The 26,852-nt window shown below is 44.4% G+C and carries 22 protein-coding genes; 10 read left to right on the forward strand and 12 right to left on the reverse strand.

The window, feature by feature from the left end; translation table 11 throughout:
• Positions 1-5,708, reverse strand: a 5,708-nt coding sequence (locus FFM77_RS00625; RefSeq protein ID WP_171001524.1) for a KxYKxGKxW signal peptide domain-containing protein, incomplete at its 3' end; no start/stop codon positions are given.
• A gap of 715 nt (positions 5,709-6,423) precedes the next feature.
• Here FFM77_RS00625 and FFM77_RS00630 point away from each other — a divergent pair.
• Positions 6,424-8,313: a coiled-coil domain-containing protein gene (locus tag FFM77_RS00630; RefSeq protein WP_137633819.1), complete on the forward strand. Its 1,890-nt coding sequence runs from the start codon at positions 6,424-6,426 to the stop codon at positions 8,311-8,313.
• 66 nt (positions 8,314-8,379) lie between these two features.
• On the opposite strand, the gene FFM77_RS00635 is transcribed toward FFM77_RS00630, so the two are convergent.
• A complete protein-coding gene (locus FFM77_RS00635; RefSeq protein ID WP_137633820.1) occupies positions 8,380-9,189 on the reverse strand; it encodes a helix-turn-helix domain-containing protein in 810 nt (269 codons plus the stop codon).
• 229 nt (positions 9,190-9,418) lie between these two features.
• Here FFM77_RS00635 and FFM77_RS00640 point away from each other — a divergent pair, with 229 nt between their 5' ends.
• The 3 genes from FFM77_RS00640 (at position 9,419) to FFM77_RS00650 (ending at position 12,138) form a co-directional block, all read left to right on the forward strand.
• Positions 9,419-9,862, forward strand: coding sequence for a response regulator (locus FFM77_RS00640; protein WP_171001525.1), 444 nt, complete (start codon positions 9,419-9,421; stop codon positions 9,860-9,862).
• A gap of 363 nt (positions 9,863-10,225) precedes the next feature.
• The gene (locus tag FFM77_RS00645; protein ID WP_137633822.1) at positions 10,226-10,492 is read left to right on the forward strand and encodes a hypothetical protein; all 267 of its coding nucleotides are present in this window, start codon (positions 10,226-10,228) and stop codon (positions 10,490-10,492) included.
• A gap of 479 nt (positions 10,493-10,971) precedes the next feature.
• Entirely contained in the window at positions 10,972-12,138 is a 1,167-nt protein-coding gene (locus tag FFM77_RS00650) for a hypothetical protein (protein WP_137633823.1), read from the forward strand.
• Between the two features lie 56 nt (positions 12,139-12,194).
• Here FFM77_RS00650 and FFM77_RS00655 read toward each other — a convergent pair whose 3' ends face one another.
• Both FFM77_RS00655 and FFM77_RS00660 read right to left on the reverse strand, forming a co-directional pair.
• Complete coding sequence (locus FFM77_RS00655) at positions 12,195-12,452, reverse strand: hypothetical protein (RefSeq protein WP_137633824.1); 258 nt, start codon at positions 12,450-12,452, stop codon at positions 12,195-12,197.
• 70 nt (positions 12,453-12,522) lie between these two features.
• Positions 12,523-13,935 (reverse strand): C69 family dipeptidase, encoded by a 1,413-nt coding sequence (locus tag FFM77_RS00660; RefSeq protein ID WP_137633825.1) that lies wholly within the window; start codon positions 13,933-13,935, stop codon positions 12,523-12,525.
• A gap of 1,107 nt (positions 13,936-15,042) precedes the next feature.
• On the opposite strand from FFM77_RS00660, the gene FFM77_RS00665 reads away from it, so the two are divergent.
• The 3 genes from FFM77_RS00665 (at position 15,043) to FFM77_RS00675 (ending at position 17,618) form a co-directional block, all read left to right on the forward strand.
• On the forward strand, positions 15,043-15,240 hold the full coding sequence (locus FFM77_RS00665) for a hypothetical protein (protein ID WP_137633826.1): 198 nt from the start codon (positions 15,043-15,045) through the stop codon (positions 15,238-15,240).
• A gap of 14 nt (positions 15,241-15,254) precedes the next feature.
• On the forward strand, positions 15,255-16,157 hold the full coding sequence (locus FFM77_RS00670) for an SPFH domain-containing protein (protein WP_137633827.1): 903 nt from the start codon (positions 15,255-15,257) through the stop codon (positions 16,155-16,157).
• A 135-nt stretch (positions 16,158-16,292) separates the two neighbouring features.
• Positions 16,293-17,618, forward strand: coding sequence for an MFS transporter (locus tag FFM77_RS00675; RefSeq protein ID WP_137633828.1), 1,326 nt, complete (start codon positions 16,293-16,295; stop codon positions 17,616-17,618).
• A gap of 116 nt (positions 17,619-17,734) precedes the next feature.
• Here FFM77_RS00675 and fba read toward each other — a convergent pair whose 3' ends face one another.
• Positions 17,735-18,598 (reverse strand): class II fructose-1,6-bisphosphate aldolase, encoded by an 864-nt coding sequence (gene fba, locus FFM77_RS00680; protein WP_137633829.1) that lies wholly within the window; start codon positions 18,596-18,598, stop codon positions 17,735-17,737.
• 490 nt (positions 18,599-19,088) lie between these two features.
• Here fba and FFM77_RS00685 point away from each other — a divergent pair, with 490 nt between their 5' ends.
• Entirely contained in the window at positions 19,089-20,459 is a 1,371-nt protein-coding gene (locus FFM77_RS00685; RefSeq protein WP_137633830.1) for an aldehyde dehydrogenase family protein, read from the forward strand.
• 618 nt (positions 20,460-21,077) lie between these two features.
• Here FFM77_RS00685 and FFM77_RS00690 read toward each other — a convergent pair.
• The 7 genes from FFM77_RS00690 to FFM77_RS00720 all read right to left on the reverse strand — a co-directional run bounded on the left by FFM77_RS00690 (position 21,078) and on the right by FFM77_RS00720 (position 25,031).
• Positions 21,078-22,088, reverse strand: a complete 1,011-nt coding sequence (locus FFM77_RS00690) for a hypothetical protein (protein ID WP_137633831.1) — start codon at positions 22,086-22,088, stop codon at positions 21,078-21,080.
• 16 nt (positions 22,089-22,104) lie between these two features.
• The gene (locus FFM77_RS00695) at positions 22,105-22,998 is read right to left on the reverse strand and encodes an ATP-binding cassette domain-containing protein (RefSeq protein WP_137633832.1); all 894 of its coding nucleotides are present in this window, start codon (positions 22,996-22,998) and stop codon (positions 22,105-22,107) included.
• Positions 22,995-23,360: a GntR family transcriptional regulator gene (locus FFM77_RS00700; protein WP_137633833.1), complete on the reverse strand. Its 366-nt coding sequence runs from the start codon at positions 23,358-23,360 to the stop codon at positions 22,995-22,997. Before FFM77_RS00700 ends, FFM77_RS00695 begins: the two co-directional genes overlap by 4 nt.
• A 122-nt stretch (positions 23,361-23,482) precedes the next feature.
• Entirely contained in the window at positions 23,483-23,836 is a 354-nt protein-coding gene (locus FFM77_RS00705) for a type II toxin-antitoxin system PemK/MazF family toxin (protein WP_379892915.1), read from the reverse strand.
• A 1-nt stretch (position 23,837) separates the two neighbouring features.
• Positions 23,838-24,077: a type II toxin-antitoxin system PemI/MazE family antitoxin gene (mazE, locus tag FFM77_RS00710; protein WP_379892918.1), complete on the reverse strand. Its 240-nt coding sequence runs from the start codon at positions 24,075-24,077 to the stop codon at positions 23,838-23,840.
• A 113-nt stretch (positions 24,078-24,190) separates the two neighbouring features.
• A complete protein-coding gene (locus FFM77_RS00715) occupies positions 24,191-24,376 on the reverse strand; it encodes a hypothetical protein (protein WP_137633836.1) in 186 nt (61 codons plus the stop codon).
• 127 nt (positions 24,377-24,503) lie between these two features.
• Positions 24,504-25,031: a GNAT family N-acetyltransferase gene (locus tag FFM77_RS00720; RefSeq protein ID WP_137633837.1), complete on the reverse strand. Its 528-nt coding sequence runs from the start codon at positions 25,029-25,031 to the stop codon at positions 24,504-24,506.
• 213 nt (positions 25,032-25,244) lie between these two features.
• Between FFM77_RS00720 and FFM77_RS00725 the strand changes: the two genes are divergently transcribed.
• Together FFM77_RS00725 and FFM77_RS00730 are read left to right on the forward strand one after the other, a co-directional pair.
• A complete protein-coding gene (locus FFM77_RS00725) occupies positions 25,245-25,712 on the forward strand; it encodes an ASCH domain-containing protein (RefSeq protein ID WP_137633838.1) in 468 nt (155 codons plus the stop codon).
• A 175-nt stretch (positions 25,713-25,887) separates the two neighbouring features.
• On the forward strand, positions 25,888-26,430 hold the full coding sequence (locus FFM77_RS00730; RefSeq protein WP_137633839.1) for a helix-turn-helix domain-containing protein: 543 nt from the start codon (positions 25,888-25,890) through the stop codon (positions 26,428-26,430).
• Positions 26,431-26,852 lie beyond the last annotated feature (422 nt).

Below are 26,852 nucleotides of genomic sequence, written 5' to 3' on the forward strand. Positions count from 1 at the left end.
TTTGAACCGGAGCCGGCGTTTGAACCAGAGCCGGCGTTCGAACCTGAACCAGTATTCGAACCAGAACCAGTATTCGAACCAGAGTCGGTATTTGAACCAGAGTCGGTATTTGAACCGGAGCCGGTATTCGAGCCGGAGCCGGCGTTTGAACCGGAACCAGTATTTGAACCAGATCCTGTGTTTGAACCGGAACCAGTGTTTGAACCAGATCCTGTATTTGAATCAGATCCTGTATTTGAACCAGATCCTGTATTTGAACCAGAGCCGGTATTTGAACCGGAGCCAGCGTTTGAACCGGAACCAGTATTTGAACCGGAACCAGTATTTGAACCGGAGCCAGTATTTGAACCGGAGCCGGCATTCGAACCAGAACCAGTATTCGAACCAGAACCAGTATTCGAACCAGAACCGGTATTCGAACCGGAACCAGTATTTGAACCGGAGCCGGTATTTGAACCGGAGCCGGTATTTGAACCGGAGCCGGTATTTGAACCGGAACCAGTATTTGAACCGGAGCCGGTATTCGAGCCAGAGCCGGTATTCGAGCCAGAGCCGGTATTTGAACCGGAGCCGGCATTCGAACCAGAGCCGGCATTCGAACCAGAACCAGTATTCGAACCAGAGCCGGCGTTCGAACCAGAACCAGTATTCGAACCAGAACCAGTATTCGAACCAGAGCCGGTATTCGAACCGGAACCAGTATTTGAACCGGAGCCGGTATTTGAACCGGAACCGGTATTCGAGCCAGAGCCGGTATTTGAGCCGGAACCGCCGTTTGAATCAGAGCCGCCATTTGATCCAGAACCAGTATTTGAATCTGAACCACCATTCGAGCCAGAGCCGGTATTCGAACCGGAACCGGTATTCGAACCGGAACCGGTATTCGAACCGGAACCGGTATTCGAACCGGAACCGGTATTTGAACCGGAACCGCCATTCGAACCGGAACCAGTATTTGAACCGGAGCCGGTATTCGAATCAGAGCCGCCATTCGAGCCAGAGCCGGTATTCGAGCCGGAACCGCCGTTTGAATCAGAGCCGCCATTCGAGCCAGAACCGGTGTTTGAACCAGAGCCTGTATTCGAATCAGAGCCGGTATTCGAGTCGGAACCGCCGTTTGAACCAGAACCGGTATTTGAACCAGAACCTGTATTTGAACCAGATCCTGTATTTGAACCGGAACCAGTGTTTGAACCAGATCCTGTATTCGAGTCGGAACCACCGTTTGAACCAGATCCTGTATTCGAACCGGAACCAGTATTTGAACCAGATCCTGTATTTGAACCGGAACCAGCGTTTGAACCGGAGCCTGTATTCGAGTCGGAACCACCGTTTGAACCAGATCCTGTATTCGAACCGGAACCAGTATTTGAACCAGAACCTGTATTTGAACCAGAGCCTGTATTCGAATCAGAGCCGCCATTCGAGCCAGAGCCGGTGTTTGAACCAGAGCCTGTATTCGAACCGGAACCAGTATTTGAACCGGAGCCTGTATTCGAATCAGAGCCACCATTCGAACCGGAGCCTGTATTCGAATCAGAGCCGCCATTCGAACCGGAACCAGTGTTTGAACCAGAGCCTGTATTCGAGTCGGAACCGCCGTTTGAACCAGAGCCAGTATTCGAACCGGAACCAGTATTTGAACCAGATCCTGTGTTTGAACCAGATCCTGTATTTGAACCAGATCCTGTATTTGAACCAGATCCTGTATTTGAACCAGATCCGGTATTCGAACCAGAGCCTGTATTCGAGTCGGAACCGCCGTTTGAACCAGATCCAGTATTCGAACCGGAACCAGTATTTGAACCAGAACCAGTATCAGTGTTAGCGTCAGCTGGCGTCATAATCGTCAACGAACTACCAGTGGTTCCATTTTTAGATGGTGTCAACGTCAATGCTACTTTAGCACCGATTGAACCAGGTAACGCCACGTGATAGTTACCGTTAGCATCGATTGTGGCTTGACCAATTTGCTTACCAGCCCCATCAGTCACAGTCACTGTTGCGCCAGCCGTCCCTTGACCAGTAATCGTATAACCGCTCGAAGAATTACCGTCAATACTTGGGTTAGCTGATAATTCAACACCGCCAATGTTTAAGAAGGCTGTCTCAATATCATATTCGGATGCATCTTGTTTCGTACGGCCATCCGCGTAACCATCACCATCCGTATCAATCATTAACGGATTGGTGCCACGCATCTTTTCTTCACCATCAGTAAGATTATCACCATCCGTATCCGCTTTTAATGGATTCGTATAGTCTTTGACTTCTTGACCATCACTAACACCATCATTATCGGTATCTGCTTTTAATGGATTCGTCCCGTATTGCAATTCTTGGAAATCGGTTAACCCATCGCCATCCGTATCTGGCTTATTCGGATCAGTTCCAAGTTTAGCTTCTAAAGTATCCGGAATACCATCACTATCCGTATCGATGCCTTCAGAGAAGCTTGGATCACCACCCAATGGGTCAATATCCTTACCATCAATGATGCCATCGCCATCCGTATCACGCATGAGTGGATTGGTCTTGTTTTTAATTTCTTGACCGTCACTAATCCCATCGCCATCGGTATCCGCCTGAGTTGGTGATGTATGATATTTATTGACTTCATCAGCATCGCTTAGCCCATCACCATCGGTATCACGATCGGCCTTTAATGAACTTTCATTACCGCTCAAGATGTCATCAGGTACACCAGCTTTGGTCCCGTATTGCTTTTCTTGTAGATCTGTCAGGCCATCTTTATCGGTATCCGTCACATGTTCATTCGTATGATCGATATACATCTCATTAAAGTCTGACACGCCATCTTTATCTGCATCAGCTTGAATTGGATCGGGATTAATGGCATTTAAGGCATCGGTGTCGGTATAACGGGTACTGCTTAGGTTTTCTAAAACTAACCGCGCCGCAATCCCTTCCGCACTGTTTTTCTGTTCATCAGTCAAGGCTTCATACTGTTGTCTCAGATGAGTCTTATCAACCCGCTGGTAAGCGATTGATGTTTCAATCGCATTTTTAGGGCTGACCCCGTAAAAAGTTGGTGTTGACGTGACTACCAATTGCGCAAAGTTCCCAACACCAAGTGTATCTAACTGTGAACTGCCATCGGTACTCTGTTGCGCTGAAAAATCGGGATCAGTAAAGCTGACTGGTAGGACCACTTTTTGGACCCCACTTAACGAGAGATCCGCAACTTGACCTAAAGCCTGACCAACCGTATCAGCAATAAATTGGGTCACCGTGGTAAACGCATCTTGAACTTTATTATTCAAGGTATCGCTTAAGCCTTGCAGTAAGTTCCCAACGACTGGCAGCTTACCAATCGCAGTTCCACCACCGTTGACACTTGTATTAGACATGGCGATTAAAGACGCAATCATATCATAGGCATCCACAATCCAGGTATTGACCGCTGATTGTAAGTAGTTCGTCAAAGATTCCGTTAAACTAGAATCATTCGTGACTTTATAAGTTCCACCCGGTTGCTTAGTGACACCAGCAAGCTTCGTAATCGCAATGGAATTGCCACCTAAAGCGGCCAAAGCAGCTTGATCATCTTTAACTTTTTGAACCGATGATTGTAAACCGGCATAATAAGCCGATTTTTTTAACGCCGGAATAATAGCAACAATTTGCGATAACGTATCAGGAATCAATGCCACAACCCCACCAGCACCTAAAATACCAGTAATACCAGAGGTGAAAATCTTAAATAGGTTTTCAATAGGGCCACCCATATATGTGGTTTCAATCACCGCGGCATTGGTCAACTTATCGCCCGCTTTAACCCCGGACTCACTAAATAAATTGTTCGACATTGAGGTAGCATCCGTGATTTGGAACGTCTCACCGGTATTGTTGTTCTTAACAATGGCCCCAGAGCGGTTGGCGCTTTGCACGGTCCAAGTCCCGACCTTGACCGAATTATTAATCCGGCTATCAAAACCAAATGTCGCCCCATTAGTCGTTGATCCAATCAACTTAACGGACAAGCCCGGATTTTCAATGGCAGTGACAATGTCGGTATAGCGGGTTTGTAGATTATTAGAATCCGAGCTAAGTGCCCCCTGACTATTCATCATGTCGATCCCGATTGAAGCGACCTTATGGGCACCAGACACATACGTCTTCCCACCATACAAAATATTATCATCGTAATTATCATTATTATCCGTACTATTATCGTTCGTCGGATTCAAAACGGTCCCCGTGCTATCGGTAATCCGACCAGAATCCTTCTTCTGCAAATTGGCGGCATTGGCTTGCTTAATCATCTCGGCAACCGCGGCCGTTTCACCCAATTGAGCCGTTGCCGTATTATCAACGACATAACCGGCTTTACCGAAGACACTACCTTCTAGCAATCCAGTTTTATGAATGGCATTCGTCCCAGTTGTATTATTCTTTAACGTTAATAATTGCGGTGTCGAATTAACGCCATCTTTGGCGACCGTAATTGAAATCTGATCGCCAGAATGAACCCCAACTAAAGTTGCGGTATAGGTCCCATTAGTTGCCGTATTTACCGACGTAATATCTGTCCCAGCAGCTGTTTTAAAGGTAATTCGTGCCCCCGCCGTTGCTTGCCCAGATACTGTAAAGCTACCATCGGCTTGATTATACGTTTGGGTTGGCGTAGATGTAAGCCCAATACCCCCGCTACCAGTGGCACCGGTTGTGGTTGGATCAGTGGGCGCCGTCATGACCGTGGCATCGTCAACAACTGGCAACGCCAGCATCGCTAATTTAGCACTGGCTGGATTGGCGATGACTTCAGCTAAGTGTAATTGTTGATCAGCCATGCTGGTCACAACTGGTGTTTCAGTCGCAACTGCTGCAGCCGCAACGGTTGGTACTGTTGCTTGGCTTGCTGGTGTTGTTCCCGTTGCCGATTGATGATCAGCCGTTAAGCCACTAAGTTCATTGGGTGCCGTTGAACTTGTGACTTTAGGTGTCAGTACTGCACTAGCTGCCGCCGACTTAGCAGTCGCAGCACTCAGACCAGCTTTGGTAGCAGCAACACTGGTTGTATCAGCGGCACTTGATGCTGACAGATGCCCTTGACTAGTCGCTGAACTGGTTGCAGCACTGCTAGGCGTCGCGGCTGAACTAACAGCGGCTTGACCTGGTAATGCTACTGTCACTGCAGCGCTGGCTTGGCCATTGCGATTAGCCACCAAAGTAATCGTCTGACCGGCGTGGGCAGTTAATGAATATGTTCCCGTACCACTGACCGCAATTGAGCCTTGATTAACGCCGTCAGCGGTAACCGCGATCACTGACCCAGCCGTTGCCGTCCCCGTGAGTGTCACTGTCTCACCATTAGCCACAATTGTCGGCCGATTAAGGCTTGGTGCACTAACTACAGTCGGGCCACTCACTGTTTTAGCTTGCGTCGTTGGCGTTGCGGCCGCTTTAGTTGTTGCTGGTATTTCCTGCTTGACTGAACTTGATGAACTCGACTGAGCTGCCGCCGATCCGTCGCTAGCGCTACTTTCAGTAACCACGGTCGCTTTCGTCGGATCCGCAGCCGTCGTATCGGCCTTAGCTGCGCGACTATTTAAGATTGGCAATGTGACAAAGAAAGTCGTTAGTAGACCAGCATATACCCATGACCTACCAGACTTATACATCTTATAGTGTTGCTTTGATTCTGTGTCAATCCGCTCATAATCACGAATTCCTTTAAATTTCACCTCAAAGTCCCTCCTTTTTTATCAAAGCCCGAACAATTAACAAGACCTACTCATTTGGTTGCATCCACGACTTTGACAAATTCACTATAGCCAACTTTATCTAAAAATGCAATTAATTAATCATAATTTTATGTGTATTAAATATCCCATTTTTACATATTTTTCTCAATCTTGATTGTGAGCCTTTACATAAATTAGCCATTATGCTATCACTTCAAGCTACTCATATCATAATAACCAAGCATTTTTAAAATGTTGTCAATCCCCTCATATCAAAAAGATTATTTGAGAAAATAAATATATAAAAAGCGTATCAAAATTCAAGCTAGCATTACTGCAGTAGCTATAACGCTATTTAAGCGTCTTAATATCGTATATATTAATAAAGATTAATTATGTAAATTAGAATTCAAGACCAATTTAAATATCCATTAGTTATTAATTTATTTATCTCATCGCTTTATAAATAGCGTGTAATTATTCTTTGAATATGCTATCTTAATGCATGGGGCCATTAATTAGCGAGAGTTAATCAGTTTTAATCAACGTGCTATACAATTAATAACCAATAGTAACTTCAGTTAAACCATTGTCACCACTAACAACGTCGATTAATCTCATCATCCAGGTCAAGCTTTCATTGACTTGATAGTCATAGTTCAGGTGATAGCTGACTGATATCACCATCCATGAACAATCTTTTGGAGGAGTATTCATGAAAATTTTTAAGTCCAGACGTAAACTAGCCGACCATAATTCTAAGCCGACCAACACTGCCACAGCCAGTCCAACCTTAGAAACAGATTTCCAACCATCGACCGCAATTGATCCGGCACCAATTATTCCACCGGCCGTCGCATCAATTAATCTTGACCATTACGATCTACATACACTTGTTACCAAGATTTCTACTATCACAACTGATTATAATCAGACCCGGGCACAACTACAGGCGCAACTATTTGCCGAGCTGGAAGAACAACGTGAGACCAGGCAGACCATCGAGCAGGATTTGGCGCAAACCAATACACGCATCGATGATTTGAATCAGCAGTTGGCTAAAGCACTAGATAATACTGACTTGACCCACCAAGTCACAGCTGCAGACGAACAACTAACAACACTGCAAGCTCAAATCGACCGTCAGCAAACAACGTTCAAAACCCTAACTGACCAGCTCGTCACGCAGACTAAAAAGCAACACTCGTTAGCCAGTCAACAGCAACAATTAACTATGACCCGTCAAAGTATCGTTCAGACGTTACATGCTGAACAAGATCCTTTAAAGCTTTTAGCAGCCGCCGAAGCTTACCGGACTCGCTTAGAACAGTTAGCCGGTCAATTACAACAAGTAAAGGCTCAGCAAACGGCTAATAACGCGCAAAAGACCCAGCTAACGACTGCGGTCAACGTCAATAAAACACAATTACAGCAACTCAAACAACAATTAAAAGCAGCTCAAGCGACCAAAATGGCCGCCAAACAAGCAATTCAACTACGTGCTGGCCAGCAGAGTCAACAACTCGCTGCCCTAGCGGCGCAACTCGACCAGCTAACAATCAGCCAGCAACGTGCGACGGTCCGTTTGACCAAGCTGAATGCACAGATCAAGCTCGCCAAACAACAATTATTAGACTGGTTCGGTACGACACATCAAGTTCGGCAGTTAAATACCGACAATGACCATCATTACGTGGTCGCCCTCGATAGCTTTCTGCCTCAACAACCAGATGCTTTAGTGCAGACCGTCACCCGGTTATTAGCTGCGGGAGCCAAAACTGTTGGCTTGTATTCAGCTTTGTTCGATATCAACTTAGTGGCGGAACTCGAAGCCTGGGCGGATCAAAACCACATAGATTGGCAAAGACTAACGATTATCAATCCACTGTATCAGCTGCAGAACCAAGGCGTCGTCTCTGGCGAACCGGTCGAGTTGCCAACTAATATCGCCGATCAACAATGGGATGCCACGCAGCATGTTCGGACGGTCACGCTAACTGATAACCGCGGACAATTAAACGTTGCTTACCAAGCTGATGATGAGACCCAGATCAAGGCCATCAGCTATTTAAACGATGGTCACTTAGTCAAACGTAGCTTTTTTAATCAGCATGGCTTATTGGCCGCTAACGCCCTCTTCGACACCGATGGAACACTAACCCAGGAACAGTATTACCGTCTCGATGGCTTAGTCAGTCTCATCATTGATTATCAAGCCGGTCAGCAAGTCAATGTTAAGTTGTTCAATAGTAGCGGTATTCAAACGAACACCTTCACTAACACTGATGCATTTACAACTTGGTGGCTAACCCATTACTTGCCGCAACCATGCGCCATGGTCGGGTTATTGGAAAGCAATAATTATCAACAGTTGATGCAACTACCACAACTTAAAGCTGTTCCATTTATTTCAGCGGCCTATACCCACAGTGCACAACTCACAACTTACTTGCAACAAACGACCCAGACCCAATTCATTGTCGCTAACTATCAGACGGCCCAAGTCGTGATTCAAAATAGCCCCGGTAACTTAGACTTGCTCTATCTGAATCCGGTCTATTTGCCCGCACAAATCGATAATCCGCGTCAACTTGCCAGCAATTAAGACGCACAAAAAAGGCCCAACCAAAATGGCTGGGCCGATCAGTGAACGATTGTTTAATGAGTCGATTTAAATCTCAACTTCCGCTAATAAAGTCACAATCTTTTGATAATTTTCAAAAGTTGTCCGTTTAGCTGGATCATCCCGTAGTAAGTCGACGTAAACGCGACTTAAGGGGCCCATGAACATCGTCGAATGATGTACTTGGGCTAATTTAAGGCCTTGTTGACAGTAATGTAATGCCACTTTGAGGGCCTGCTGGTGGTAATGATATGCCGCTAACGCCTGACAGATAAAGAGCTGTTCAACTAATGTCGCTGCTGGCAAAGAAACTTTTTCTTTGACTGCATGGGTTGCCAATTGCATGTAATAGTCAATTCGTTCAGCATGCTTTTCGGCATAGCTCTCGCCCTTTAAAATATAGGCTAAAACGGTATCTACATTAGTGGCATCATTTTTGGTCAGCTGTAAAACCTGGTCCAGCGTGAACTGAGCATCATCTAACTGACCTTGTTGCAACTCTAGCATTGATTTGACCAACGCATACTGCAAGTGATCTGCTGGTTGCATATCAGCCGGCCGTAGCAACTTGAACGTTGCCAGCGTCTCTGGCGTGGCTTCTTGTAATAATAATTGCGTTTCCAAGTTCGTTAATAATTGATGTTCTTCTGAAGACGTATTGGCATCGAAATCATCAAAGACATCATTTAAGGTTAAATTCAACCGTTGGCACAACTTGATTAAAATATTGACGGTTGGTGCAACATTATGCTTTTCAAGCTTGCTGATGGTATTTTGCGTGCAAATCTGATGGGCCAGTTCGGTTTGTGTTAAACCTTGCTGACGACGGCGTTCATAAATTCTTGTTCCAAGAAACATATCATTGAATCCCCTTCACCGGTAATGACTAGTTTGAAACAACAAGTTATTTTAGGCTAGCCATACCTAACTGTAAGTTCAAAAATTTGATAATAGACTCACCTGATAAAGTGATCCATTACGTTTTAAATCGGATTAACCGTCATGCAAGATTGCATGACCAGCTTCCAGATTATTTAGTGCCATGCTTGATCAACTACTACTGACGACTTTTATGGAGAAGTATAATATGTTAAATGTCATAATATGCGAAGACGACCCCACCATCTTAGCAACCCATCGCTTAATTGTTAAAAACTATGTAAAAGAACATCCCGAACTAGCCATTCATATTGCCTTAGCGACCGCCAAACCAGCTGAGGTTGAAACTTATTTGGCCTATAATACCGGGCAAAAGAACTTGTACCTGCTAGCTATCAGCTTCCCTGATTCCAAAACCCGCGGACTCAAGTTAGCCACGATGATTCGCAAATACGATTACCACGCTCAAATTATCTTTATTAGTGAGCAATCAGGACTCAAAAAACGGGCGGCCCGTCAAGCTGGCGCCTGGTTAGACTTTATCGATCAAACGACTGACACTGCCAACCAGCAAGCCCGTTTGCATCAAGATTTATGCTGCTTGACCATCTGTTATCCGCCTTGTGAACGGATGGCACGACTTACCAGCTAGTGTATCAATGGTTGTAAAACCAGTCAATCATCCGACATTGATTTCATCCTGTTGACTTTGGCTCAGTCAATTAAAAACAGCTAGCTAATTGTCATGCTTGGTGCTAGTTATCGGCTAATTTCAATCAACCGATAACAGACGATTATATTATAACAAAAAGCTGTATCCACGACTATTTCAATCCATCAAATTCTGCAAAATAGTCACCTATCACCCTATATGTCACTTGGTAAAAAGCCTGCATTAGACTTAGCCTTTTTATTAAATCTCCCCAATCCGGATTGCCAAACTGCGGGTCGCAATGGTAGAATTTCACTAAGCAGATTATTCAAGGCGTTCACTATTTATGATGGGATGATTGACATGCAACAACCACTAACTAAACGCTACCGCTGGCTGATCATTGTCGGCTTAACGGTTATTAGTATTGGCTGTGCGCTGCTCGGTAAATGGGGCCGCACCATTAGTGTTGTTCTAATTGGTTTGGCACTTGCCGGCTTAACTAGCGGCTGTCTACGGTTTTGCAAGGCCCGTGGATTTAGTCAAATCAGTGGCATGTTATGGTCACTGGCTTTGGCGACTGGTTATGTACTCGCGATTCTAGGTAGTTACGACTACTTTCGCGGCTAGCGCACGCAAAAAGGTTTGGACTCAGGTCCAAGCCTTTTTTGTTAACGCCGCTTGTTCATATTTAAGGTATTCGTGATATTGCTAATACCTTAATATTAAACAAAGATCCGATCCAAATGGTCTGTTGAAATACTTAAAAACTAAGTATCTCAACCATCCTGGTAATAGTACTCATATTTTGTGCTAGTTTAAAACAAATAATTAGTCATTTATAAATGTCGATAGTTAACGTCGGGCGGGCCAGAATTGGCTCAGTGGTGTCGTTTATCTTAGTCGTGGTTTTCGACTTAGATAAAGCCCGGCTTGGAAGACCGCACTTTGGCTTCCAAACGTGGCCACCACGTTCCAGCCGATTCTGGACCAACCAGAGTGGCACCTTTTCACCAAGTTAGTTTTCCGCTAAATCATAGGCTAAAAGCACCGGTTCACTAGTAAAACGTGCTATCATGGAACGATACGAATGAAGGGGGTTAGACCAGATGAGTTCAATTATCGATGATTTACAATTGGCAGAACGCCAAGCTAATCTCATCAATCTTTATCAGACCGATAGTGAGGTCGTTTATACGGGCTATATCGATAGTCTGGCACCCGATGGCGTGGTCGTAAATACTTACGACGATGCCGGGCTTCAAGACGGTGCCGTTTTTATGCGCTACCGGGTCATCGATGAAGTTGAAACGATGAGTGAAGATTTAGACAACATGGCTTTTCGGATTGCGAATGCCGATCAAGAAGGCCTGACCACGGTGCCACAAGCACCCGTGCACTTTAACGCGGAGCAAGGCGAATTGCCACAGATTTTAGCCAAGGCGTTGACCACTAAGCAAGTCATCTTATTAGTTGCAGAAGACAACGATAACTACTTAGAAGGCCAAGTTCAGATGCTGGCAGATCACCAATTCACCTTTAAAACCTTCGATAAATTCAATTATCAAAACCATGCAACGCAAACATTAGCCTATGAAGCCATCAATATCGTTGAATTCCGTGGCAACGAACTATTGCTTGAAAGTGCCTATGTTCAGACCGATTTTCAACACGTTGATGCGGTTAAAGCGACCGGTCCAACGGCAATTGACGAAACCTTGACCCACGCACAAGCAACCCATCAGCTAATCGCCATTCAATCAGCAGATGGTTCTGATATGTTCTTTGTCGGTTTCGTTAATACGCTGAACGCCGATAGTGTCCTCATTAACCTAGTCGATATGACGGGGCAATTCGGCGGATATACGTTATGCCGGCGCTCCTTGATTGAATCGGTGACGATCCAATCTGATTACCTACAGACAATGCGCGGTTTTATTGAATTAAATCGACAATACGAATTAAATGTCCAACCTGTTTTAAATGATGAACGTTTATTTGATGGTACGACTGATTTATTTGAAAGTTTATTGCGACAAGCTGGTAATTTCCATACCCTATTGCACTTAACAACTAATAATACGTTATTACCAGATATGACAGGCTATCCAGGCCAACTCACAAATGATCATTTTATCTTCTATAATGTAGAAGATGATAATCAATTGAATCGCGTCGGCACTTTGATTGAACTCGATCAAGTCGTCGAACTCTCATTTGGTTATATGGATGCCTATTTACTTGAAAAACGCCTTAAAGATACTGGTAACTTATAAGCCTAACGATCCAAAAAGGTGCGTCAACTCGACTGAGCTGGCGCACCTTTTGTCTGTCATGATGACTTTTTATCTTGATCAAATCGTTTAGTCACTTGATACTTCTTAGCGTCCATTTGCGACCGATCCGCGGGAATCAGATCATCGGCATAAAAAATCGAATACCCTTGATCCTCATTAAGCGGCTTGGCAATTAAAATACCACGTTTACGACCTTGTTGTGCATTATAGATATCGGCACTGCGTAACGCCTCATTATAATCATGGGCTTCAGAAATCGCATCGCCCGGATTGAATAAAACATTTTCATCCATTTCATATCACTCCCTTTGGATTAGGACTTCTATGATTATATTATACACAGATTGTGACCATACCGACAATTTAAAGGTTGATATCCACGTTATACGTTAATTTTGAAAGTGTTAAGCCCTTTGTGATTAACCGGCCAATCAACGCTTCAGCCTTGTCGCGCATTTGCGCAACCATCTGCTTATCTTGTTCCGTCAAGAACGCAGTCAATTCGTCACCAGATAAGTGAGCTGCTTGTTTATCCGTTTCGGCAACAAATTGAGCCAATTCGATCCGGCATTCCTTCAAATAATCAACATCATCTTGAACGAAGTCTGCATAGTGTGATTCCACGATCATCGAAACAGTCCGATACAACCAGTAAGCACTCTTACGATCATACGTTAATGGCGTATTGGCAAAGCTTGGATCAGTTTCCGAGATATTCGCATGGAATGGCAAATATGGTGCAAAGGCTGGCATCCCAAAGGTCATCCACATAATCGCACTTTGGTCAGCAGGTACATCGTTACGAATCTGCATCACGTGTGAATTTTGCGTCCGATTCATCGAAATTGGCCGGAATTTCTTCGCTTCTGGCGAATCCGTAAATGGATCATATTTCGTTTCATTATAATGTGAGCCCAACACATATTCGACGTCAGCAACCGAAATCTTCTTGGCAGCGTGACAAATAAATGGTAGTTCACTAGATTGCGGATCCTGTTCAATCTCAGGATTGAAGTAACGTTGGCCATACCAGACCCGGGGTGTATTGTAATGACGATCTTTTTCATTATCGGTCCCAAAGATGTGCCGGAAGTTAAACCCTGCCTTGTCAGGGTTCAAATGGTGTTCCGCAACAAAGTCTTGGATGCCATCTGACCACATGAAGTTATCCGGATCATCAAAGTCGACCCACTGAATGGCCACTTGGTTTGCGGCAACCGCGTACGCATCGTCTGGAATCCGTTGGGCAACCCAATGATGGCCAGTGACGATTTCCATATACCAAACGTCATTTTTATCATTGAACAAAACCCCGTTACCTTCAGGTGACCCATATTTGGCAATTAAGTTGCCTAAATAAGTAACCCCTTCACGCGCAGAATCGATAAATGGGGTGACCATCGTTGGTAAGGAATCTTCGGCCAACCCATTTTTAACAAATGGATCAAAGGTCAATGTATGTTCATTCCCATAAACACTTTCAGTCGAAGAAACCCCAACGTTCTTTTCATTAAAGCCGTTTTCTTCAAAGACCCCTTTTTCAGCCACTTCGATATTAGGCACCCCTTGGTAGCGGTAACCGTCAGCTGGTAAAGGCGCGGTAAAGCCATTCTTACCGGAAGTCAACGTTTCATGCCGACCGTGAACGGCGGGATGAACGATGAACTTTTGGGGGGTAATCGGCATAAAGGTATCGTCGTTGCGGGCGATGATGGTGGAGCCATCCACCGTAGCCTTTTTCCCGACTAAAATTGTGGTACAAGCTTGTTCATACATGCAAACAACTCCTCTATTTCAGTTTATGAATCCGTTTTAACACTTTTAATTCTACACTCTATAGCCAAAATTGCTAGGCAGGCGGAAGCGTTATCAAATAATTCTTACGCAATTTTAATTCCGTTGATGAGTTGTTTTGCTCACAAAATAGTAGGAATTAATATTGCCACTCTGGTTGGGTCAGAATTGGCTGGAACGTGGTGGCCACGTTTTGGAGCCATAGAACGGTCTCCAAAGCCGGGCTTTATCTAAATCGGAAAATCACCGATTAAGATAAACGACACCACTGAGCCAATTCTGACCCGCCCGGCGTTAATGAATGGGTATCTATAGATTAACGATTATTCATTTTAAACTAATAAGATTAGCAGCAGTTAGCTTTTCAACATTGACAGTCATCCTTAATATAAGCATGATAATCAACCAAGAAATAACGGTACTAATCGCGATATAACCATCGTTAATTAACTGAAATACGCAAAATTCATTCTTTTTAATGAATAATTCTTAATTTTGAAAAACCATCGCCACACTTTCTTCATAATTCGTTGCTATTATGTACTCATAGCAATTAAGGATTCCCCTCCGAGATTGCTACTATAACAATTAACATTCTTTTCATTTACTCCTCCAAAGTAATGAAATCCGTCAAAGCGAATAACTTTGACAAGCTTAATGAGCGGCATGTGAACGTCCCCCCGCTTATATGAATAAACGCTCATTAAGTTCTCAACCGATGATTCCCCAATTGTCGGTTGACCTACTCCTTTTGACCTTCGTATTCCCGTACGAAGGTTTTTTTGTGATTGAAAATAAATCACCACTTATTTTTACTACCAGTGATTAACATCGGGCGAGCCAGTATTGGCTCAGTGGTGTCGTTTGACTTAGCCGGGGAGCTTTCCGGGTTAGTCAAAGCCCGGCTTTTGAGACCGCCCTTCGGCTCAAAAACGCGGCCACCACGTTCCAGCCAATTCCGACCCAACCCAGAGTGGCAAATTCAATCTAACTAACAGTTAGTCAATTAACCACTCACAACACCCCTCTATCATTTCAAATCTAAACCGCTTATAATTAACCTTATCAAATCAAAAGGTGGGATCATAAATGGAAGGATACTTGGATCAACGTTTAATCGGACAACGATTTACCATTAAGGCAACCGATTTGTTGGATGGCGTCACATTCTACGGCATCTTTTATCATTTAGGAGCGGCGACTTCGTTGCATGTCGGGGACTTAGTCGAAGTCACCCACGTTGATGCGCACGGTTTAACCGTTACGGTCATCACGCGCCACCACTAGGGGGAATGAGTCACATGTTGGGATTAATTATTGGGATTATCGTCGTTTTATTAGTCGTTGCCGTGTTATTGGCAGCCATTCGCATCATCACACAGCCTAACCAAGGCGTCGTCTTAACGTTCGGGAAGTTCGAACGCGTTTTAAGTTCCGGCTTTCATTTTATCAAGCCGTTCATCTCCCACGTCATCGTGGTGAACACGGCCCAAACGCCTGTCGACTTGGATCAACAAGTTGTTATTACCAAGGACAACGCCGAAATTTCAGTCAAGATCTCTTTGAAATACCACGTGACTAATATTGAAGACTTTGTTTTTAAAAATGAGGATTCCGTCCGCAGTATGATTCAAGATACTCGGGCTGCCTTACGGGGAATTATCGGGAATAAAGAACTGAATGAAGTTTTGAACGGGACGCAAGAGATCAACGCGGCCTTATTCAAAGAAATCTCGTCAGTGACCGCTGGCTATGGCTTGAACGTTGACCGGGTCAACATCGACTCAGTCAATCCATCCGCAGACATTCAAGCTTCTATGAATAAACTCCTGCAAGCGACACGGGAAAGGGACGCAACTATTGCCACCGCTGAAGGGAAAAGTCGATCAATCACCTTAGAAAACGAGGCTAATAACCAAGCACTACTAGCAACCAACACGGCGCAAAACCAAGCCTTAGTCAACAGCGCGACCGCTAAAGCCACCGCCATTCAGACTGAAGCCGATGCCGACGCTTATCGGATGCGTATCTTGAACGAAGCCCTTAGCAAATCATCTGAAAACTACTTTATTTTTCAAAATATCGAAGCTTTCAAAGAATTAGCCAACAGCGACGCAAATACGGTGGTCATGCCTAACCAGACCATCGATAGTTTGGGCATGATTCCAGCTTTAACAAAACTAGGAAAATTAACCACTAAATAATCACTACTGAGAGTCTGGAGTCCTTTTCCAGGCTCTTTTATTTTTGACGCTCATCCAAGTGACTTAAATATAAGTCAATTCATATCTGGTGTACAATTGAACCATGCAAAATTAAACCAAATCGGGGATGATTTTTTGAAACACCCTTGGCAAACTGCTTGGCCAGAGCGTATCAGCTATGGTCTCAGCGATGCGGCTGACAATTTAGTCTTTCAAATGATGACCACTTACCTGCTATTCTTCTATACTGATGTCTACGGGCTATCAGCCAGTGCGGCGGCGATTTTATTCATCGTGGCCCGATTAGCCGATGTCGTCGAAAGTCTGATCATCGGCATCATGATTGACCATACCCACTCACGCTTCGGTAAAAGCCGACCGTTCTTTCTCTGGTACGCGTTACCCTATGTTATTTTTGCGATTCTAACGTTCGTAACACCTAACTTCAGTAGCAATGGAAAACTCATCTGGGCTTACGTCACCTACCTAGGATTAGGTTTCTTCTATACCGCAGTGAATCTACCGATTACATCGATTCTGCCGACAATGTCACAAAATGAGCAGGAATTAACGCTGCTAGGCGTCATTCGCCAATTTTTCGGTAGCTCCGTTCAGATTATCGTCGCTGTCTTCACCTTGCCATTAGTGGCCTTCTTCGGTCATGGCAATCAGCAGCATGGCTTTTTATTCACCATCATTTTATTTGGTCTGATTTCATTGGCTTTAATCTGGAACACCTTTTTCCGGGTACGTGAACGGTTCAGCCAACCCGAAGCCGCCCATCAACCGTTAAAAGAGGTTTGGCAAATGCTCAAAAAGAATCAGCCTTGGTTCATTATCTCGATCGTGATTCTATTGTACTGGCTGACAACTGCCATTAAGAATCAAACGACAATCTACTACTTTAAATACTTACAGCACAGTGAAAAGTTAGTCCCGCTTGTTAATGGCTTCACCTTTGCTGCCTTGATTGGGGTCGTCTTAATCGTCTCAGCCGCTAAGCACATCGGTAAAAAGAAAACGATGCTTACTGGAATTGGTATTGCGACCGGGGGCCAACTCATCTTAGCCATTGGCGCACTGACGAACCAGCTACCGGTTATCTTTGCCGGCACGTTTATCAACTCGATCGGCAATGGCCTAATTATTGGGCTCGTGTCGATCATGATTGCCGACACCATTCGCTATGGCATGACGATGGGCATTCAGGCTGAAGGGATTCTCGCCTCAACCGATGACTTTGGGGTTAATGTTGGTCTGGGCCTAGGTGGCTTAATCACCGCGGGCTTGTTCCACTTATCCGGCTATGTGGCCAATCAATCACAAAATGTCGCCACCCAACACATGATCACGCTAAATTACGCTTGGTTACCATTGGGGCTGTACCTCGTGATGTTTGTCGTCTTGTTATTTTATAATGAAGAAAAATTACTAACGACTATCAATACTGTAACCAAATAAAAAGGCTCGGTTCTTGTCAAAAAATTGACAGAACCCGAGCCTTTTTCAATCCAATTTATTTACTTAGTCCAAACAAAAAGCCGACCAAAGTCGACTTTTCGGAATCAAAAATCTGATTATTTAACAGCTGGAGTCTTGAACCAGCCAATACGTGATGTGATAACATCAACGATGGCTTTCTTACCAGGTGCCAATAATTTACGAGGGTCGTAGCCCTTACCGATTTGGTCAGCGCCAGATTCGATGTAAGCACGAGTAGCATTAGCAAATGCAACTTGGTTTTCGGTGTTAACGTTAACCTTGCTGATACCCATTTCAACGGCCTTAACGATTTGGTCCTTAGGAATACCAGAACCACCATGAAGTACCATTGGCATCTTAACAGCGTCTGAGATTTCTTGTAAACGATCGAAGTGTAAGCCAGTCCAGTTTTCTGGGTACTTACCATGGATGTTACCAATCCCAGCAGCTAAAATGTCGATGCCAGTAGCAGCTAAAGTCTTAGCTTCATCAACTGAGGCTAATTCACCTTCACCGATGATACCGTCTTCTTCGCCACCAATTGAACCAACTTCGGCTTCAACAGAGATGCCTTTAGCATGAGCCAATTTGACGATTTCCTTAGTCTTTTCTAAGTTTTCGGCAAATGGTAAGTCATGCCCATCAAACATAACTGATGAGAAACCAACTTCGATACATTCTTTGGCAGCTTCGTAGTTACCATGGTCCAAATGCATCACAACAGGAACAGTGATGTTCATGCTTTCCATAGTATCAGCAACTAAGTCCATAACGAGCTTGTAACCGCCCATGTACTTAGCAGCGCCCATTGAAACTTGAAGAATAACTGGGGTGTTTGTTTCTTGAGCACCCTTTAAGATGCAACGAGTCCATTCAAGGTTGTTAGTGTTAAACGCACCAATAGCGTAATGGTTCTTGTATGCGTCTTGTGTCATATCAACAGCATTTACAAATGACATAAAAATAACCCTCCTAGGTTAATTAAGAGATACGATTTTTGAATCACATTCATTTTAGCATACTTTACCCCCGAGTGATAACCGATTTACGATATTTATTAAGGAACGCAAACCAGTTAAATCCGTGACAGGGCGGGTTATTTGAACTGTAAGCCCTTACAACGATATAAGTATTTTTATAACATGTCAGAGCCGGTGACCGTGGGGTGAACAACAAATGGCCATTAGCAGTTAACCAGCTAAGCGACCATCAGTTAAAAATCAACTGTGCCCTTGTTTATTTTGTGAATTAAATAACACGATAGCGATTTATTATTTATGTAAGCGTTTTCTTTCAATTTCAAAACAATCGCTAGTAATACCGGTGTTTAGGAGCTAGCTTAATTTTTAAATGTAATTCTAGATTTGCCATTTACATTTGTGAAGAAGTGTTTATAATGGACTTGTGAAGTAAAGAACAAGTATTGCTCGTTTAGGAGGAATCACGCATATGTTGAAAGAAATTGATGAAAAAACTGAAGTTAAACAATCAATTGATCGCCTCGTCTTAAATGCCTCATTGGCGGCCAGTCGGTTAGAAGTCATGAATCAAGATCAGATTGACGCAGCAGTGACCGCTCTAGCCCACGCCGCCCATGCTGCGCGTGGGATGTTAGCTGCCATGGCCGTCGAAGAAACTGGTCGTGGGAACTACCGCGATAAAGTTTCTAAGAACGACTTTGCCGCTAAGAACATCTATCACTACATTAAAGATGATAAAACAGTCGGTGTCATTAACGACGACCCCGTTAGCGGGATTACCAAAGTGGCAGAACCCGTTGGCATCATTGCCGGAGTAACACCAGTGACCAATCCAACTTCAACTGTGATTTTCAATGCGATGCTTGCGCTAAAGACCCGGAATCCCATTATTTTCGGCTTCCATCCCTTTGCGCAAAAGTCTTGTGTCGAAACCGGTCGCATCATTCGTGATGCCGCAATTGCCGCCGGTGCGCCTAAAGACTGGATGCAATGGATCAAGCAGCCTAGCTTACTTGCGACGGAAACGTTGATGAACCATAAAGGCATTGCGACCGTCATTGCAACGGGTGGTTCTAGCATGGTTAAATCAGCCTACTCCACTGGTAAACCAGCCTTGGGTGTTGGGCCTGGTAACGTGCCTTGCTTTATTGAAAAGTCAGCGAACGTCGATCAAGCCGTTAACGACGTTATCACCTCTAAATCATTTGATAACGGGATGATTTGTGCCGCTGAATCGAACCTAATCGTAGATGACAGTATTTATGATGATGTTAAACAGAAATTAAGTGCCAATGGCGTCTACTTCACCAAGCCCGCTGACGTTGATGCGTTAACGAGTACCGTCATTAACTTAAAGAAACAAGCCGTCGACCCGAAAGTCGCTGGCCAAACCCCATGGCAGATTGCCAAATGGGCGGGCTTCGATATTCCAGCTGACACCAAAGTCTTGGCCGTTGAATTACCAGATGTCGGTGGCGATCAACCGCTCTCACGGGAAAAGTTATGCCCCGTTTTAGGTGTTGTGCACGCTAAAGATACTCAGACCGGTTTCAACTTAATGAAGCGGACTTTAGCTTTAGGGGGCTTAGGTCACACGGCCGTCTTGCACACAACTGACGATGCCGTGATGAACAAGTTCGCCATTGAAATGACTGCTTGCCGGGCCTTGATCAATGTACCATCTTCACAAGGTGCTATCGGATTCAAATACGACAATGTTGCGCCATCCTTGACTTTGGGCTGTGGCACTTGGGGCCATAACTCAATTTCGCACAACTTGGAAGATTGGGATCTTTTAAACGTCAAGACCGTGGCCAAGCGCTTAAGTAAAATTCGTTAAAGCCTTCAAACAGATGTAATAGAATTTGCCGCCAAATAAGGCGCCGTCACTCAGCAAGTTATCCTTGCTAGTAACGGCGCCTTTTAGGTTGCTATAATATTCTCTTATCGTTTCGGTCGGACTGGATTGACGCTGCCACTCTAGTTGGCCCAGAATCGGCTGGAACGTGGTGGCCACGTTTCCGAGCCATAGTGCGGTCTCGAAAGCCGGGCTTTATCTAAGTCGAAACCCACGACTAAGATAAACGACACCACTGAGCCAATTCTGGTCCGCCTGTCGTTAACAATCAGCTATCTATAAGTAAACGATCATTTTCCACTAGTCGACTTAGCCATACATTGGCTTCAAAATGGCCCATGCCGTTCCAACACTTTAGAAACCAACCGGTAAGCGGCAATTTTAACCAGCACCAAGTGCAACCCCAATAGTTAATTTCATTCATAGTCGTAGTGACCAGCAGGTTCGCCGTGTCGAATCACTTGAGCCGGTGATTTCCCGGTTTTAGTGATTGGGCCGACTTTTAAGACGTGATTTGCGGCTTAAAAGCGCCCTGCAGACCGATCTTTGGCTGCAGGTCTGCCCTCCACCGCGAACCTGCTGGTCAACGGAGACGGCCACCTAATGATTATCTAACCGTTTAAACTTAAAGGCATTGCGAATTTTATCTGGCCGATAGAGAATCCAGCGACCGATGCTCCAGGTTAAGTAAGCCACTAGCATCGCCATGATCACACTTTGATACCAAGGGATCGTCTGATTATAATGATTCGTCACAATCTCGACCAGTAGCATGCCGAAAGATGAGAAGCTGACGGCGACCGTTAAATACGCAATAACACTCCACAGAAAAATTGGGCGTAACTTGGGGAACAAGAAATAGTCGCCAGTACTTTCTAAGGACAAGTGGTCAAAAGCCCACCGGTTCAAATAAGTACAGCCCAACCAAATTACCAGACTGCCAGCAATTAAAACGCTAAAGCCCAGCCAAGTCGATTGATCCAATTCATTTAGCGGATTGATTGACCACGGCTTTTGCCCTGTCAGATACGCCACGATATTCATTAAGCCATCAAAAGCAAATGGCAGACTACACATAAAAATAAACGTTGTAATCGCACTACCAACTGTTTGGCCTAACCATAAGCCCCACGCTGCACTGATGCTCATCGCCGCAACCAGGCAGACTAATTGACTTATTAAATAACGCAAATCAGCACCCCAATTTAAATTATAAATGGCATCCGATCGCTTAATTAAAGCTAACAAGCCTAAAAATACCGCCTGCATCAAAACATAACTACCGATAAACATGCCTGTAAATAAACCGACCTTGACGCGATAAATCCGGCGCCTAGTCACTGGTAAAGCCAACAAATAATGATTAAAGGCCGTATAGTTGTCCCAAGTAAACATTAGCCAACCTAAAATAATCGCAATTACCACGCTCACGGCTAACATTAATAAATCACTATCTGATGCTATATAACCAGCGTTATTAAATAACTTCCCGCTATTTTGTGTCATATTAGTCGCGGCTTTAAGTCCCGTTAAGCCCATAATCACTAAAACCGGTAATAGCATCCCGCGGTAATGCCGCCACAATAATTGGCGTAACGTTGTCGTTGTCATCGTCCATTCCCCCATTCTAAGATAGCAACTCGTAATCGTGTTCATCCGTTAAGTTCGCCATAAATAAATCGGTCAACGATAACGGTAAGGTCTCTTGAAAGACTGGTTCAGTCGCGGCTAGTTGGCTTTGCAGTGCTGGTGTAAAGTCTTCAAAGACAACGACAATGACCCGACCAGACACACTCACAATATGTCCGCTAGTCTTAAGCAATGCTGGAATTTGCTTATCACGATAAACGAGTTGCAATTTACGGGCTTTCGTTCGCATTGTTTCTAATTGGTAATCGTGAATCACGTGACCTTGCTTTAGCATTAAGGCCCGATCAATAATGCCTTCAAGTTCGCTAAGATTATGTGAGGCAATCAGGATTGCCCGCTGTCCAGTTGCAACTTCATCAATTAAAATATTCAAGACATTCTTGCGAACAATCACATCTAAACCATCCAATGGTTCATCCAAAAACAAATAAGTCGCTTGGGTCGCCACACTTAGTATGATTGTAAATAACCCAAACATACCTTTAGAAAAGTGCCGTAACTTTTGATCCGCTTTTAAATGATACCGGCTCAATAATTGGTCAAACTTCACCTGATCAAATTGCGGATAAGCTGCTTGATAATACCAAGCAACTTGTTGAGCCGTCATCGTTTTAAAAAAGTTCGCTTGTGGGTCAACAAAGCTCAGTTGTGGCCGTACACTCGGATCATCAGCCACCTCGTGACCATCGACCAAGACTTGCCCACTCGTCCGTAGATATTGGCCATTAATCGTTCGAAATAATGTCGTTTTGCCGACCCCATTTCGGCCAATCACGCCAACGATCTGACCTGGTTGGACGTCAAAGCTAAGCTGATCCAATGTTGGCTTTTGATTAATCGTTTTTGATAAATGCTTAATTTGTAAGCTCATACTGAGTCCCCCTCATCCATTTGTTCTAGCCACTTGATTAACGTCCTAACCGGGATGCCAGCCTGGTTAGCCTGCGTTACGAGCTGCTGTAACTGTTGTTGCACTGTCTGCTGAACCAATTGTGGATTCGTCGCATTAATGTAGGTGCCTTTCCCCGGTACCGTACGAATCATATGTTCCGCTTCCAATTGCTTGTAAGCTTTAGCCACCGTATTCGGATTCAACAGATTGGCTTTCGCCATCGCACGAACCGATGGTAATTGATCATGTGGCTGTAACAGGCCGTGCTGAATGTCTTGCTTCAACCCAGCCACCAACTGCACATAATATGGCTGTGTACTTTGGTGATCAATCATAACCATGCCGTACCCCCCTGACTTCGGTGACTGTATTATGGTGTATTATAGCAAGTGCCCATTCAATTGACAAACTAATATAAAAAGTGCTCTAGCAATTACTGCCAGAACACCAATTAATTACCAAACTAAAACAAGCCAAAAACATCTTTAATCGCGGCTAATGCTTGAACTTTAGTTGCCCGACTAACATGGTCCACAACTTCTCCGTGGCGGGCTTGAAAATCATACCCCAGAACATTACTTAAAACAGCATAGCCATGAATTTTAGTATGTTCAATTTTTAAAGCCGCTGGAAATCCATTTGGAATAGTCGACGTGATTGGAAATCCAACGATCATTCCAGTACGTTGATTGTAAACATCGGTACTAACCACTAACATTGGCCGCCTAATATTACCCTCACTATGGCCACCGTATTCGTGACCGGCATGCGGCTCTGCCTCGATCCAAACTAAATCACCTTGTTTTGGGACTGTCACGTTACCAAACATTCTCCTTACCTACGACTTCCCCATTATCAGCCAAATTCATTGTTTTTAAAGCTTTCTTAAAATCATAGTCCGGATACTGACTAAATATATTTTGATGCGTTGGTATAAAGGATAAGGTGCCATCATCTTCCATGACTGGCGTAAATTCCACATTTTCAGCAATCTTAAATTTCGCAGGAACTGTAATCATGAGCGAGTTTCCTTGTTTTCTGGTTTTTACAGTCATCATTATCACCTCTATGTGTAATTATAGATGTAATTACATAAAAAGCCAACTTAAGATGTTCAAAAATATAAAAACGTCCCGACAGTAGTTGCCAGGACGTCCTTTAAGCCATCATTCTATTTCCGCCGCAATTCGCGGGCCGCATATTCCATAACACCCATCAACGCAATCAAACTAATTGGAAAAGCAATCGCACTAACCATGAGATTCGCGGTCAGTTCAAAGAAATAGAAAATAACTACCAATAATAACATGGCCACAATCAGCATCGCCGTGTCCGCTTTCGCCCAGTGCTTAATCATCGATACAACCTCATTTCATTTATTTTTGTCGTACCGAGTGTATCACGAATCCCATCAGTTTATCCGGGATTGGGCTAAGAATTAGATTAGAATGGCGCTCATATTTTGGTAGCGGTTGCGTGACAGTTTAGACTAGCAGTCGTGTCATGGTGGTGACAGCTAACCGCCCGTTATTTTTCAACGGCAAGAACAATTGATCGCCGTCTTCAAAGTCCAACTGATGCCAAAATGCCGCGACGCCTTTATCTGCCGTAACACGGGTTAATTGCAGACAGTGAATGCCACTCTTCAAGGCCGCCTGCATCAACCCCGTCGCAATCACTTTACCGACGGCGCGACGTTGATAAGGCGCACCGACCATCAGTAAACCGATAAAGATAAAATCCTGTTCTGGATACTGATTCAGGATATCCAAAACCGCTACTAAATGATTCGCCAAGTAGAAGCCAAAAACTTGCTTTTGATCCGCACTGACTTGTTCTGGATGAGCCGTTAAATCTGACTGGATCTCGGCTAAGGTCAATTCACCAGCCCCTAGTGACTCCCGGTAACCTGGATTGCTGCGTTCAAGATCGAATAAAGCCTGTTGATCAGCTGCCGTTAAGAGACGAATCTTAAAATTAGGTAATTCACTTTGTAAGACTGATAATTTCATATTAGTTACTCCCGTTCATTGAGTTACTGGCAATTATAGCAGAGTCCTGACCAGTACCGCCCTAATTGACCGATTTGGTCCGCTTTTAATGACCTTTTTAGGAACAAAATGGTCAACGACATGTCGCTTTTTAAATAGAAATGCTATACTTAAGTTGTGAATTCGTTTACAATTCAATGAATTCAGCAAATCTATAGAAATTAGGTGACGTCAATGCCAGCACAATCTGCCGAACAATTATGGAAAGCTTTTAATGAAACGACCGATACTCATGGTGCCTCGTATCAGACGCGGTGGTTCGGTGACCAAAATCAACCCGAACAAGTTCAAGCCGCTACCGATGCCATCTTGGCTGGTCAAAAAACGGCCACGACGACACCCCTAGATAGTTATACCGCCGAACAAGTGGCAATTCCACAAGTTGGCGATTACAATATCTTGTTTAACGGCGACTTAAAGCCCGTCGCAGTGCTTAAAACAGTCGTTTCTGAGCTCATTCCGTTCTACCGTATCTCCGCTGAACACGCCTATCATGAAGGTGATGGCGATGGTTCAATCGGTGATTGGCGCAAAATTAAAGCCACTGAATTTACGCCAGCACTCGAAGAACACGGTCATCATTTAAATCCAGATACCCCGATGGTCAGTGAAGTCTTCGAAGTCGTCTTTCGGGCGGATTAAACCAAATACAAGCTTTCAAAACGGACTTACGGACAGCTGTCCCGGTCCGTTTTTTTAATTACCAAGATTACCCGATGAATTTCAGCTTGTCACGACTAAAAAATCCGTTATAATTAATTGTTCGGACTAAACTTAAAGTTTACTCACGCAAAACTTATTAAAGGGGGTGACGGTCATTAATCTCGGTCAACAACTGCGGAATTTACGAATTCAAAAACAATTGACTCAAGAAGAACTCGGCGAACGCGCTGATCTTTCTAAGGGCTATATTTCGCAATTAGAACACAATCAATCTTCACCTTCAATGGAAACTTTTTTTGCGATTCTAACCGTCTTAGGCGAATCGCCCGCCGACTTCTTTCAGCCAGAAGATTCAACGAATCAGATTGTTTATCATCCCGCTGAACAAACCACTTTTGACGATGAAGCGCTGGGCTATCAGCTAAAATGGCTAGTACCGGCATCGAACGACAATGCGCTCGAACCAGTCACCATTACGCTGGCTCCCAACGGTCGCTTCAAACCCTTTGAGCCGTCGCCAGCTGAGACGTTTATCACTGTCCAAGCTGGCCGTTTAACCCTAAAACTCGGTGCGCAAGAATACTCGGCGCAAGCCGGCGATACCTTATACTTTCACGCAACTAAGCACCATCAAGTCAGCAATGCCGGTCAAACGCCCTGCACCTTTACCTTAGTCACCACAGCGTCTTATCTATAATTGGCCGTCTCCGTTGACCGGTATAGTCGCTGTGGGGCAGACCTGCAGCCAGAAACCGGTCTGCAGGGCACTTGTCAGCCGAAAAACACGTCTAACAAGCTGGCCCAGTCACTAAGGCCGGTAACCCACCGGTCAAAGTGACTCGACACGGCGACTATACCGGTCACTACGACTATAAGTGATAGCCCTAATTTAATGACTTGCCTTCACCAAAAACTAGAAACTAACACTAATTCACTCATGTTAATCAGCGCAGGGCGGACTGGATGATGCTCAGTGGTGAAATTTGACTTAGCCGAGTGGGTCTGCTCGGGTTAGTCAAAGCTCGGCTTGCGAGACCGCCCTTGAGGCGTACCCCAAAAGTTGGAACTTATAATTTAACAGTTTGTTGTTCGAACACTACTGGTGATAAGTCGTTCAGT

The sequence above is a fragment of the Lactiplantibacillus songbeiensis genome (assembly GCF_005405125.1).
In the GTDB taxonomy this organism is placed as follows: domain Bacteria; phylum Bacillota; class Bacilli; order Lactobacillales; family Lactobacillaceae; genus Lactiplantibacillus; species Lactiplantibacillus songbeiensis.